Raw genomic sequence first — 13,925 nt, forward strand, 5'->3', positions numbered from 1 at the left:
ACACGCTCGTATCAATAGGACCCCTCGGTCGGTGGCAACCGGTCATCGAAACCATACAAGCGCCCGGTCTCGTTGAGCTCACGAATGAGACGCATGGCCTCCGGCTCGTTGGTCTTTTCACGGAACTCACGGAAGAGGTGCATGTACTCACCGCGGAGGCTGCACGCGAAGATGCCGGGGTCGTCACTGCCGACACTTACGGATGGCCGCGGACCGCTCGCACCCTTGGGGTCCAGCCCTACCCATCGGAGGACGTGATGCTCGCCGTGATGGCGATAGAACGAAATCCGGACGTTGCTGGTGGGTAAGGTTTCCAACACTACGCGCCGCCGAACCACGTCCGCAAGGATGCGATCCTGCATCCAGCGAAGATCGGCGGCCGGGATGAAACCGGTCTCCACCTCGACGAACTCGTCGCGAGCGCGCCGCACCGTCTCCTGGGCATGGTAGTTGGCGAACAGCAGTAGAGCCGGTTCGTTCTCCCGCCACTTGTCCCGCAGCAGTTCGAGTTCCGCAACTGCGTCGTCGGGCAGCGGCTCCGGTCCGCCACGGCGCAGCGCATCGAGTTGCAGCGGATCGAGGTGACGCAGGCGCCAAGCGCTGAGCAGCAGGTTGAGATCGACCCGGTCCCGGTAGACTCGCCAAGCAAGACCGCCGATCTCGTGGGCCAGCTGCGGCAGGAGCTTCCCGTCGCCCCGCTGCATCAGCATGCCGTAGGCAAAGAGCAGGTTGTCGAGATGGTCGCCCAAGCGCAGAGACAGGCGCGGCGGCATCCGCTCCAGCCACAGTTCCGGATCGATGCCGATGGCCGTGGCGTGCCCCATCCGGTTGCCGTCACGCAGTTCGAGGAAATCCATCGCCTCCTGGATTGCCCGCATGCCGCCCAGCAGGTGTTCGAAATCCTCGCCCACATGGTAGGTGAAATGGACGAATCTCGCCCGGCGCGCGGCGCGGAACAGCGGCGCGAACACCTCCGGCGGCGTGTGGATCTCGTTCGCCGCGGCGTCGATGCCGGTGACGTAGTGACGGATCAATGTCCGCTCGTCGCGGATCTGCCGCAACAGGAGCCAGCGGCGGAAGATGTCCTGGCGTAAGCCGTAGAACCGGCAAGCTGGCGAGGGCCCAGGATGGGTCAGGTCGTCGCGCTTGATGAAGTGGGCGACGAGGCGCAGGGTCGGCCGGCTGCCGCCACCCACCGACTCGACATCGCCTGGAAGGGTGGCTAGGGTCATGCACTGTGGGCCACTGTCATCACTGGACTTGTTGTCATCGCCGAAAACCGCGCGGCGATAGGCGACATAGCCCCGCAGAATGCTAACGAACAGGCGCTCCGCCTTGTCGTAACGGTCCGGTGGCGAGAACCGCCCTTCCAGCAGGGCGATGTCACCGGGAGCGTCGCTGCACAGCTGGTGGAACCGATTCTCATACTCCTTCTCGTCCTTCGAACGGACGTTGGTGAAGGTGAACTTCTGGAACTGGTCGAACCCCTTCTGCGCAACCTGCTGGACCGTGAGCGGCAGCACGGTCGCGTTGAGCACTAGGAGATAAGCGTGCAACGCCATTGTTAGCCAGTCGTCCCCCGGCGAACGCTCAATGGCGTCGATGACCGCGATCAGGAACAGCAACTCGGTTTGCAGCGGACTTGTCCCTTTCAGCCCTGTCAGTTCGGTTAGGGGGTGACCGTTGCCCATATGGCGTTCGAACGCTGGCCGCTCACCGTCACTCATCAGCCGCTCGACTGGCCAATGGCCGCCATCCTCTTCCCGGCCATAGAATAGGCGGCGCACCATCGCCATGCGCAAACGGCGCGCCCGTTCGATCCGGATCGCGACCTCGGTGGGATGTAGGCCCGGCTCAACCTGCTCGTAGAGTTCGTACAGCATTTCCCGGTCGGTGGGATGCCAGGGGGAAAGAGCTTCCAGCAACTCCCGGGAGAAGCCGGCCGGATCCCGCAGCGCCGTTTGCCAGATGGTGTCGAGTTCCGTCGATCCGTTCAGGTGCATGTGCGTTTCGTACAGCCCGTCCCGCCTGATCAGGTCGTCGACCGGCTGGGCGTGCGGCGTGAGCAGCGCCGTATAGCGGAATCGCCCAAGGCGTGCCCGTGCGTAGTCCTCCAGCGCGCCGACTCCGAAGCCATCCGGCGCGCCGAAGCGGCGCCTCAGGGCATGGGCGATGAACGGCAGAGGCGACAGCCTCGCCACCTCGTCCTGCCAAGCGCCGAAGCGGTCGAAGATCACATGCAGCCGATCGCCACGGAACTCTAGATATTGGGCGCTGTAGTACTCCAAGACACGCAGCACCAAACTACGGACATCCGCAACGGATGCCAGCCGGTGCCGGCGCCAGTTGCGGAAGACGTGGTCCGGCAGGTCGGTGTTGCCGCCGCGTTCGGCTACGAAGGCGCGCCGCAGCAGGACCTCGGTCGACGGGGCTGTCCCGCGCGGTAGCCCCGCAGCACTTCCCGGTCGCACAGGATCTGACGCAGGATCTCCGTACTCATTTGCCTTCGCCCGCGACGCCCTTGCGCTGCGCACCCGGGCGGACATCGACACCAAGCACGTTTACCGAGTTGAGCACGTCGTAAAGGTTATCGAAGGAGGCGGTGGCCTTCGCTTGCGCGACCTTATAGTCCACCTTCGCGATCCACCGCGACCCTTCGACTTGTTTCAGTCCCGCGACCGCCATGTGCGAACGGTAAACAAAGGAACTCGGGTTTAGATAAGCCCCCCACAGCGGGCACGAAAACAGCCTGCTGAAGAACGGAACCGTTTCTAACGACTTTGTGTCTGGAAGTGCAGTGAACAGCACATTGGGGCCAAAAGCTCTTTTTACGTTTTGCGGTTTAGCCCACTTACGGAGGTTGAAGACAAATACACTATCTGCAGTGATCGCATTCCGCAGGTCGATGCTCCCCGGCACGGAGCGGAACGCCGCTTCCTCGACCAGCAGAGCGTTGAAGAAAGCGACAATCTGCCGGTGCAGCAGGTGGCCGAGAAACCGGTCGCGAGGCTTGGTCGCATCGTCGATCGCGGCTAGCGCGTAGAAGAAGCGGGTCATCACGCGGGCCAGGACGGCAGGCGGTAACACGGCGTCGGCAGGCGTACTTTCTGACGACCACTTGCGTAGGGCCTCAATGACGGTCGGCTCTCGCTGGGCGGTCACAGTTGCCCCTTCCTCGTCATCCTCCACGTCCTCGTCGTCTTCTTCGGATTCCGCCTCCTCCGAGGTCTTTCCAGCGGACGACGCCCCTGGCTTGTCGCCAGCCAACCAAGGAGGGATGGGATAATCACGAATCAACCCTTCGTTGGAAAGCAGGGTCTGTACGGCGCTGACATCCCGTCCCATTTCCGGCTCAAGAAGGCGGCCAACCACACCTAAAAGCCGATAGACCGATAGGAAGGTTGGGCGTGTACCCTGCGGTGTCAAAACCCGGCAGACAGGCAGAGCCGCCAGATCCTGCATCAGGCGAGATGCCAAACGGGGGATGAGGCTCTCCACGGTATTGTAATAGTTTCCAAGCATAGAAGTTTTGGAGTTATCATCACCACCCAAGGAGTTGGCTATCTTGCCAAAAAACACTGATAGATGCTTGCCCACCTCTTCGGGATCTTGAACATTTGGAACAAAACCGTACATTTGCTTCACAATGTTTTGGGTGTTGCGGCCGGCGCGCTTGCGTGCTTGGATAATGCCCAGCCTCAGGCCAGCAGTGGTTTCTGCAGCGCCGATGACCGCCACCAATCGGCCCGCCATGCCGGTGAGCGTGCGATGGCGATCGATCTCGATGTATCGGATGAACTCTTCCGGGCTCTGCGACAGACTGGGCAGCCGCGCCACCAGAACTTCGCGCGCCAGGGAAATCTGGATCATGTAGGCGATAGCAAGGTGCGGGTGGGCTTTGATGAGGCTGTTGAGTTGGACGGCGAGCACCAGAAGCGTCTGGTTCAGTTCGTCCGACTGTTGGTCGGAGCGTAGCGCGTGTCCGGTGGGCCACAGCTTGTTCTCAGTCAGGAACCGCACGAGGCGTACGAGGAACTGCGCGCCCGACGCCTCCTGCAACTCGTCGGGCGAAAGGTTGTACCGGAGCATGACTTCGGTGAAGACGGGGGCGAGTTGCTGGGCTATCCCATACTCTTCGTTACGATCGGCGTACAGCAGCATCAACTGCATGACCGTGCGCAGGGGTTGCCGCAGGAACAACGCAACGATGTCGTCTTCCATACCCCCGCGCAGCCCGAGCCCGTCCCGGACGGCGGCGCCGAGGAAGTCGTCCAGGTTGCTTCCCTTCTCATCCCGTTGCGCTCGCACCTCGATGCGGGATCGCTCCAGTTGGTTCAACGGCTTCAGCGCGACCCGATTCTGCGGTGGCAGAAGCTTCAGCAGGTATTGGCTCTGCAGATGGCTGACCATGGTGGCGATGGAGCGCTCCTGCTCCCGATCGTAGCGCAGGTGCTTCTCGTCGAAGTTCGCCCAGGTACGCCCCCGCACCAGCATGGCATAGAGGTCCATATCACCGGACATGATGATGATGAAGTGCGGTGACGTTAGGTAGCGGCGCAGAACTTCCAGCACCGGCCAGCCACGCTGGAAATCGGTATCGATGTCGTCCAACGCCAGAACGAATGCCTTCTTGCCGATGAAAGCGAGGCTCTTGCGCACGAACGCGTGGAAGTTTTGTTCGAGCTTGGTGCCGGCCTGCGCCTTTTCCAATCCTTTGTCGGTGACGTAGTGAGGGTCTTCCCAGCCGTCACCCATCATCCGTTCCGGTCCGATGTTGTCCAGCAGAGTCAGGCCCTGCGCCATCTCCTTCAGCGATTCCTTCCAGTCCTTGAAGCTGATCGCGCCGCTTGCCCCGTGTTCCCCCTTTTCCTTCTTCACCCTCTCGACCGCTTGGCGAAGCTTGTTCACCACGATGATGAAGATGTGTTCCTTTCTCTCGATCAGGGTCGGGTCGACGACACCCAGAATGGAAACCGATTCCCTTAAATCCTTAAACGGTTCTCCGCCTCTTCTAATAAGGTGAAAGGCGTTGCGGATGAATGTCGTCTTACCGCTGCCGCGCCCGCCGTGGATCAGGATGGTGCCGTGCCGCCGATCAAGGAAGAGGGGTGAACCGTCATCCTCGACCTCGACTGGAGCATCGTTCGCCACCGGGGCACCGGCCGACCGCGCCCGTTTGTCCAGCAGCGCCGCCAGACGACGCATGGCGCCTTGCTGAATCACCTCATTGAATTCAAGCGCCTGGACGTCACGCTTGCTTAGGTCGATCACGGTACCGGTCACGGCGGCGTCGCTCATCTCTTTTGCCTCGTTTGCGTCATAAACAGCGGTTCACTCGCCGAGAAGCCGGGACGCACAAGGTCGACTTAACTGCGCTAAAAAGGACGGAGAGAATACCGCTGGGGTTGAAGACGGTCCAGCCAAAACGCCACGTCGGCGTTGCAGCATGAATGATGGCATACCGCCGTATGCCCCGCGCTATCCAATGCACGTTCTGCGCGTCACCCGTCCTCGTAGCTGCGGACGAGGAGCGGCGTGGTGCGTTGCAGAGCCTCCGGGGTGCGCAGCGTGGCGTAAGCGCTACGAGCGCACCCTTCTTCCCGAGTCCGGTTCCGTGACCGAGATTGCGCGGGTTCACGAGAGACGGAGAGTGCGATTGCAGATGGCCTTAGGCTTTATCGCAGGCTTGAACCCATGGATGAGGGCAGGCCGTATCAGCGGGTCGCCCCGTCCTGGATCGGCGTCCAAGGGAATGCTCCGTCCTCGAGCCATTTTGTTGCGAGAATCACCCCGGTGCCGTCCTAGACCAAGAGCTTGAGCCGGTCCTTGCGCTTGGAGCGGAAGACGAAGACGTCGCCTCAGTAGGAATCGGCTTTCAACGCTTCGGCCATCAGGGCGACCAAGCCGTGGGCGCCTTTGCGGAAATCGACTGGCTGCGTGGCGACTACAACCTTGAGGTCGGGATGCGGCGTGATCATCCCTGTCCCCGGGCGGCCCCGACGACCGCGGCGGCGAGGGCGGGGTCGACGGCTCCGTGGGGGAGGGATCATGTAAACCAATCCGGCCCGGTACGGCGACGCTCTCTCCGCGCCAGGTGACGACCGACGCCGGACTGGCGTATTATCAGGAAGCACTCCTGTCACACTTGTCTGTCGCACAAGAGCATGCGATATGTGGCGGAGAAGCGCGCAACCCGTTGATTTCTCTTCGTGCGGCGCCGCGCCGGTGAACGTAGTTGGGGGTCCTAGTCCCCCAACCAACTCTCACGACTTCCCTTTAGAAACAGCCACTTGGTTCCGCCGCTCCTGCAATGACCCGCAGGTGGTGCCCATGGCTGTAGTGATCTTGCCCCGGTTGGGTGGACACGGGTTCACGCAGATCTTAGCTCGGCCTGTTCGGGGGCGATGTATCCGATAGCCGAGTGGGCGCGTTGGCGGTTGTAGTAGGTTTCGATGTGTGCGAACACCTCCCGGCGAGCCTGGTCGCGGGTTTCGAACCGAGTGCGGTGGACCAACTCGACCTTGAGGGTGTGGAAGACGCTCTCCATGGGAGCATTGTCGTAGCAGCAGCCCTTGCGCGACATGGATTGCCGCATCCCGGCCGCCTGCAACAGGTCCTGGTAATCCCGGGAGGCATACTGACTGCCACGGTCGGAATGCTGGATGAGGCCCACCGGCGGCCTTTGGCGCTGCATGGCCATGACCAGGGCCGAGGTGGCGAGTTCGGCGCGCATATGGTCGCGCATCGCCCAGCCAACGATCTTCCTGGTCGCCAAGTCGAGGATAGCCGCCAGATACAGCCAGCCTTCAGCGGTGGGCAGGTAGGTGATGTCGGCAAGCCAGACCCGGTTGGGCTCGGCCACCTGGAAGGCTTGGCCCAGCAGATCGGGAGCGACTGGCAGGCCATGGCGGCTGTCGGTCGTGACGGGCCGGAACCGGCGTGCGGCGAATCGCATTTGAAAAAGAGGAGTAGCGTCGTGCGCGGAAATGGATTCTGACTATCGGCCCAAGGCAGAGGAACTGGGTCGATGGCCGGTCTGTTTCGCATTTCCTTTCAAGGGCTTCCCGATCCGCGAACGGGCAATGCCCGTCGGGACGACCTGCTGGAGGTGATGACCATCGCGCTGACGGGATCGATCTGCGGGGCGGAGAGCTGCGTGGACTTCGCCCTGTTCGCCCGCGACCGGCGGGCGCTGTTCGCGGAGTTTCTGGATCTGGCGGGCGGGTTGCCCAGCCACGACACCTTCTGACGCATCTTCCGCTTGCTGGACCCAGTGGCGCTCGCGCGCTGCTTTGAGCAATTTTTCGGCCAGTTGGGCGAGGATGGCGTCGGGGTGCTGGCGATCGACGGCAAGACGCTGCGCCGCTCCTTCGATCGGGCCGCCGGCCGCTCGGCCCTGCAGGTCGTCACTGCGTTTGCCTCCGGCGCCCGGATGGTGGTGGGGTAGCGGGCGGTGGCGGCGGGCGAGAACGAGATCACCGCGGCGCGGGCGTTGCTGGAACTGTTCGACCTCAACGGCGTGCTGGTCACCGGCGACGCCCTTCATTGTCAGGCGCAGACCGCGCAGACCATCCTGGAGCGGGGCGGCGACTGGCTGTTCCCGCTCAAGGACAACCGCCCGGCGCTGCGGGCCGAGGTGGAGCGCTACTTCGTCGACCCGGCGGCGGCGTTGGGCGACGCCCACGTCACCACCGACGCCGATCACGGCCGCATCGAGGTCCGCCGGCACTGGACCAGCTCGGAGGTGCTCCTCCGCTCGACTGGATGCCAAAGCCCTGGCCCGGGCCGTGCGCGCCCATTGGAGCATCGATGCCGCCGTCCATTGGGTGCTCGACACCAGCTTTGACGAAGACCGCGCCCGCAACCGCAAGGACCATGGCCCCGAAAACCTCGCCATCCTGCGCAAGCTCGCCCTCAACGTCGTGCGCGCCGCGAAAAACGACGACTCCATCCGAGCCAGACGCAAGCGCACCGGATGGTCCGACGACTACGCACGTTCAATCCTCGATCAAATGCGATAGCCGTGGCAACCGGGGCAAGATCAGGTTGCCTGCAGTCCGATTCACGCGACAATGCTGGTTCATGCTTGAAACTCGCGCATCAGGATCAGCGACTTGGGTCCTCTGGGTCGGCTCAGCCGTTCACCCCAGAAGATCAGGACATCGGCGAGCGTCGGCTGGTCATGCCGTATCTGTCCTATCGATTGGCCCAATCGTTCGATCACAAATGCCTGATCGCTTTCCGCGAGGAGAATGGCCGCCCCGTCGGGCTTGGCCTCCAGAAGCAGCCCTTCCACCACGCGGCGGGCATGCGACCGTTGCAGCAGCAGGAAGCCCAGGCTGCGGACGCTCCAGTGCCTGAGGTCCTCGTAGCGCGGCAGCGTGGCGTTGCGATCGAGAATCTGTGCGACGCTGCCTCTTGGAAAGCGGTGTGTCGAGAAGAACGTCCTGACCGCGAGGGCGGCGTAGACGGCTCCCAGCACCGCGAGGATGAGCGGCAAACAGCTTTCCAGCGCCTCCCAGGCCCTGGGTTCGATCCGGATGGGGACGGTCGTCGGCACCGGTTCGAGGTCGTCGATGAACTGGTAGCTCACGGTGACGCGATCGGGAAGAGCGCCGACCAGATGCCGGAACCACAGCGCGCATGCGCAATGGTCGCTTCCCACCCTCAGAGCCAGCCGGCTGTCGTTCAGCTCAATGCCGACGTTCAACAAGCCGCCCGGCGAGTCGACGCGGATCTGCTCGGCCCGGGGCGGAAACGGGGCATTCGCGATCTCGAAGAATAGCCTTTGGTCGCCCGCCTCCAGGTCCGCTCCGGTCAGCAAGATCGGCGGTCCCGACGCGGGTCCGCGGGAATGGCCGGCATAGGTCAGGGAGACATCCGGTGGTTCGAGAATGATCGTCATGGGCTTGGCCGCCTCGCCCACATATGGCGGCAGCGATCTTACCTCGATCGTGATCCGGTTCTCCCGACGCCCGAGGCCGATCGCGTCGGACAGATCGCGCCTCAGTTCCAGCGTGATCGGCTGTCCGGCGGACAGAGGCAGCGGCCGGTCGGGCGGAACGGGGAGGCCCGCGGCGTCGACCAGCCCCAGCCAGGCGGGAGCATCGCGCAAGGCGACGGTCACCTGCGCCGCGCGGCCCTGTGTCTGGGACACGGTCAATCGGCCGACCGTGTCCTTCGTCACGCCGGGGTGGAGCGGCGCCATCACCTCGTCCGGTCCGCAAGCGGGGCACGGGACGGCGCTCTGTACGCCGATGTCATAGGCGACGGCAGGGCTGACGACGCGCAGCTTCAGCCTTGCGCCTTCCTGTATGACGAACCCGGGAACGCTGAAGGTGCCCCCTGCTTCGTATGAGCCCGTGGCGTCGGTGGGAAGCGCCCCGTGGGCGCGATTGTTCGGAACGTCCAGCGTGAGCGGCAGACCGGACCGCCGTCCTCCAGGGTCCGTCCAGGCCGTGAGCCGAGCCGATGACGGCAGCTTCGCGAAGTCGAAGATCTCGCGCTGGTCCGGTCGGCCCGCCGGTTCGCTCAGCGTGGCGTTCAGCGCGTAGGGATGCCCCTGCATAAGCTCGATCACCCCGTCGGCCCCGGGCGGCACGACGCCCCCCTTGCATCGCGCACGGAAAGTTCCAACCGTGTGCCGGTCTCGAACAGCAGCATCACCTTGTCCTCGACCGGCCGGTCGTAGCGCAGGGCGACCGGACCGGCGGGCAGGGCGGGGTGAAAGCGGAAATGGGTGGTGGTGGCCCGCAGCCGCTCGTTCCGCCAGCCCTCGGCCGTGTCGGGTCCGCGCATGGCGCTGGACAGCGTCATTGCGGGCGTCGCGGCGAAGCTTGTCTCGGCCAGTTCGGGAACCGGCCGGTCCGCCGCCCCTGCGGCGACGCTGACGATCCGGGTTATCGAGAAGGGGCTGGAGACGGCGATGCGGTCGCCGCCGATCCGGACGAGATCACCCCTCCCGGATCGGTCGGTCGAGGCGATGCGCGCCGTGATGTCGAACAGCGCGCGGCGCAGATCGTCGACGGTGTCGACCTGATGATTGCCGTCGCCGGCACCCCCGTTGAAAACGGAAAGCAGGCCGTCCCGAACGCCCTGTTCGTCGACCCGCCTGCGGGTGTCTGCGTCCGGGCCGATCAGGACGAACTCGACCCGCAGGCTCCCCTTCAAACGCTGCTTGTAGGACCGGAACGCCCGCTCCAGGGCGGCGGGTCCGGGACCCGGCCTATTGCCGTCGAAGAAGGCCCCGTCGGTGAGGACGATCAGGAAGGCCTGGTCGTCCGTGCCCGTGCGTTCGACCAGCTGGCGTAGGATAAGCTCCAGCGGCTCGTACGGCGTTCCGCCCTGGGCCCGGACCCAGCCACTTGCGATGGTATCGAGAAAGGCCTGATGCATGGCGGGGGTTTCAAAACTCTCGCGATGCACGAAATCGACACCGAGCTTCTCGGTCGCCTCGATCGCCGCGGGAGAGGCCTCGCCATACCGGTCCCGCAACTTCGAGATCATGCCGCCCGAACGCTTGAGTTCGGCATTGAAGTCCGACAGCCTCGCGCTCAGCAACTGGTCGTGGCCCGGCCGCCCATCGAGCGTCGAGGCGAGAACCTGGGCGCCGAACGCCGGCAGATGCGTGCGGCCGGCCATGCTGCCGGAATCGTCGTACAGAACCCCGACGATCTTGGCGGCGGCGGCCGGGGGCGCCGAAGCAAGCGCCAAAAGCAGCCCGAGGACGGCGAGCGGGAAACATGCCGCCAGCCGGAGCGTGGCGAGGGCCGTCATGGCGCCTCCTCCTCCCGCGCGCATGTTGGCGGCGGCCTGGGCGATGTGGGCCGCTCCCTGGAAATCGAAGGCGTCAGGCAGGCGGTCGGTGCCGAAGCGGTAAAAGAGCGTCTCCTCCTCCGCCTTCCCGGCCAGCCAGGTTGCGAACAGAGCGAGCGCGCGTTCGACCTGCGCCGAGTAGGCATACACTGCGCGCGCGACGCCCAGGTCGGCCGGCCAGTCTTCGACCACCAGCAGGTCGATGCAACATCCTCCCTCGCCTCCATTCGGGCCGGCATTCGGACCGGACACCCCGCTCCGCATGTCCGCCCCGACGATGCCGGCGCCGTCGATCAGGCGGCCGACCGCGTCCTGAACGTCGGCCGCCGGCACGGGGGGCGCATCGTAGCCGGACGAAGGCGAGGCCGTCATGCGCGGGTACCGCTGCAGCAGGACTTCGGCCAGCTTGTCGTCGCGCGACCGGGCCTGGAGGCGCTCGACGACCGGTTCGGCCTGGGGCGACAGGACGGCAACCCGGTGGCCGAGAGCCGGGAACAGGGTCTCCAGGAGATCGCCGAGAAGCGCAGCCAGGGTGAAGGCGATGCGTGACGGGTCGGTGCCGTCGGCCTGCGTAACGTGATAGCGGAATGCGGCCACGTTCACGCTCTGGAGGTTGCGGCGGACCATGCTGTCGCCATTCAGACGGACCGTCATGGCGTCGGGGCGCGCGGTGCCGCCAAGGGTATCGGTGACCTCGTAGCCGACTGTCGCGCGTTCCAGCGGCGCATGGAACAGCATCGCCGTGCGCCCGATGCCGATCCACTCCCGGCGCGGGGCTTCGGCCAATACCGTCCGCTCGTCGAACAGCAGACGGTAGAGGCGCCAGAAACGGAATCCGACGCTGCCCCCGACATGGAAGCGGCCCCGGAGATCGGTGAACGCCTGGACCGCGACCTCGGCGTTGGAAACGCGTGTGACCAGGTAATGGCGCCCACGGACCAGGATCGCGGTGCCTGCGACGAAAGCCAAGCCGTAATCGTCGCGCGCCACCCAGCCTACCTCCTGCTTATTGACGCCGCCGTCGGTCAGCGGAATGAACGGCTTCATCGCTTCGGGAAGCTGGGAATGTCCGGCACAGAAGTAGCGGACATCGTCGTCCACATCGCTTCCGCTCGCCAGAGACGGGGTGGCCGACGTCTGGTCGGCTTGGCGCCGGTCCATCTCGACGGTCAGCCGCTCCCTGGGAAACTGGATCTTCAGCAGGGTTTCGATGCCATGGCGTGTCGGAGACACCTTGAAAGCGCGCAGAAGCGCCGGGTTGCCCAACGCGTCGAAATGGCGTGCCGCTTCCATGCGGGTCAGCACCGCGGCGCGCGAATTCCGGCCCGCGGCGGGCGGCGACAGGAGGCGAAGCAGAACCACCAGCGCCAACTCGCGCAGGCCGCCGCGCGGCCGCGGGGCGATCGGGTGGAAGGGCGAGTTGCTGGACCCCTGGATCGCCCGGTTCATCCGCTCGGGATCGAGCAGGAAGTCCCGCAAGGGATAGGCGTGCGAGGCGACCAGCACCAGGAATTCCGCCGGAAGCTGGGCTTGGTAGAGGTTCAGGAGCGAGTCGTGCAGGTTGCCCCGATCTTCGATCAGCGCCACCGTCGGCTCCCGCCCGAAGACCGGCTGCTGCTCGGTCCGCACCTTCGAGATCGAGACGCCGCCCTGCAACCGATCCTCCAGTTCGGCCCAGCGGACCTCCTCCTTCCTTTCCCAGGCGTCCAGGTAAACGCAGTCGTTGCCAAGCCGCAGGGCTGGTAGCAGCAGAAGTGGAACGAGGTCGATGCCGTCGCGCTCTCCGGTCGCGACGACACCGTTCAGAAGGGCGTCGCGAGCCGCGCGTGTCCGGTCCCAGACCAGGGTGTACAGCTTCGTAGCGGCTTCCGAGCGTAACGAAGCCTCCTGCCAGGTGCGGCCGGTGGCTCGAAAAAGATCCTCGTGCAGGTCGCGCGCTGCCGCCCGCGGCGCGCCCTGTGTGATCACCCGCACGCGCTCGGCCGGGACGCGCATCCACAGCAGCGCCAGATGCTGGTGGAGAAGCGACGGGTCGAACCGATGGACATCGATCAGGACGATCAGCCGGAGCCGCTCCAGGACACGGTCGAAGTCGGCCGCGCTCCGGCCCAGGATATGCTGTTGAAGCCCTTCGTGCGTGACAAGCAGAAGGGACGGAATGGTGGTCGGATCGAACTTGCCGTCGTCCTGGCCCCACCAGGTCTGGGTAACGTCGGTGCAGTGCTCCCCGAAAACGCGCCACAGGCTTCTCTTCACCCATCCGTATGCGAGGTCGGGACACAGGACAAGGGTCGCGCCGCCCTCGTCCTGGGACAGCGACACCGTCTCGGCCAGGGCGCGGAAATGCAGTTCACCAAGCGGCTCTTCGAAGTAGACGTTCACGTTGGGCCGGTCCTGCCCGGCAATCCTCGCGATGTCGTTACGCCCGATGGCGACCAGAAACTGTTCGAGCCTGCGCGCCTCGTCAGCACTGAGGCGCATCTCATCCGACGTCCGCTGCACGAAGCGGCCGAGCGCGGCGCCCAGACGTTCGCTCGGAACGAAGCCGCCCCTGGTCCGCCGCGCGGATGAAAGGTCGCCGACCTGGCGCTCATCCGAAAACAGCAGCCCCTTTCCCGCCCCTGCCTTCACGTAGGCCTGGAACAGCTTCGGCAGCGCCGCGGAAACACTGGCAGGCACTGCGCCCGCCGGGCCCCGGAGCCGCTTGGCCGCCACGCCTCCCGGCGTACGGGCCCAGAAGACCAGCGCCATGAGCAGGATGCCGCCCCAGAAGAAGCCGATGGTCCGTTCGAACGCCCCGTCGTCTCCGAACCAATTGGCAAGAGCCTGCACCGCATGGATGAGGAGGATGAAGAGAATGGTGGCGATCAGAATCTGTCGGGTCACGGCGCGCGCGCCGGAGCGGGGGCGCATCGCCTCGAATTCGTTCCGGGGGCGGATTCCCGGAAACCACCAGAACAAGGCGAGGACCAGCGCCGCCGGGCCGGCCGCCGCGGCGGCGACGGCCATGTTCAACACGACGTCCAGCCAGAAATAGGCGCCGGCCAGGCTCAAGCCGGTCCGGGCGATGATCCAACGGGCGGAATGCAGTGCCACCCCGGCGACGAACC

At 64.9% G+C, this 13,925-nt stretch carries 4 protein-coding genes and 3 pseudogenes; 1 reads left to right on the top strand and 6 read right to left on the bottom strand.

The window, feature by feature from the left end; genetic code table 11:
* Positions 1-11: 11 nt before the first annotated feature.
* From AB8P05_RS20095 to AB8P05_RS20110, 4 genes and pseudogenes are all read right to left on the bottom strand, one after another.
* Positions 12-2,552, bottom strand: a complete 2,541-nt coding sequence (locus AB8P05_RS20095) for a hypothetical protein (protein WP_472760704.1) — start codon at positions 2,550-2,552, stop codon at positions 12-14.
* Positions 2,497-5,298, bottom strand: a complete 2,802-nt coding sequence (locus AB8P05_RS20100) for an AAA family ATPase (RefSeq protein WP_472760602.1) — start codon at positions 5,296-5,298, stop codon at positions 2,497-2,499. Before AB8P05_RS20100 ends, AB8P05_RS20095 begins: the two co-directional genes overlap by 56 nt.
* A 425-nt stretch (positions 5,299-5,723) precedes the next feature.
* A pseudogene (tnpB, locus tag AB8P05_RS20105) lies at positions 5,724-5,978 on the bottom strand (IS66 family insertion sequence element accessory protein TnpB); the annotation flags it as partial.
* Between the two features lie 392 nt (positions 5,979-6,370).
* Positions 6,371-6,946 (bottom strand): annotated as a pseudogene (locus AB8P05_RS20110) (IS3 family transposase); the annotation flags it as partial.
* Between the two features lie 81 nt (positions 6,947-7,027).
* Here AB8P05_RS20110 and AB8P05_RS20115 point away from each other — a divergent pair.
* A pseudogene (locus tag AB8P05_RS20115) lies at positions 7,028-8,021 on the top strand (ISAs1 family transposase).
* 59 nt (positions 8,022-8,080) lie between these two features.
* Here AB8P05_RS20115 and AB8P05_RS20120 read toward each other — a convergent pair.
* Positions 8,081-9,580 carry a hypothetical protein gene (locus AB8P05_RS20120; RefSeq protein ID WP_472760603.1) on the bottom strand — a complete coding sequence of 500 codons (1,500 nt, stop codon included), beginning with the start codon at positions 9,578-9,580 and terminating at the stop codon, positions 8,081-8,083.
* Positions 9,577-13,911 (bottom strand): hypothetical protein, encoded by a 4,335-nt coding sequence (locus AB8P05_RS20125; protein ID WP_472760604.1) that lies wholly within the window; start codon positions 13,909-13,911, stop codon positions 9,577-9,579. Before AB8P05_RS20125 ends, AB8P05_RS20120 begins: the two co-directional genes overlap by 4 nt.
* Positions 13,912-13,925: the final 14 nt, after the last annotated feature.

The organism is Azospirillum sp. VT-I1, assembly GCF_055698305.1.

Excerpts from the sequence above, each read along its gene's own strand:
- AB8P05_RS20100 (WP_472760602.1), bottom strand. The coding sequence starts at position 5,298 with ATGAGCGACGCCGCCGTGACCGGTACCGTGATCGACCTAAGCAAGCGT.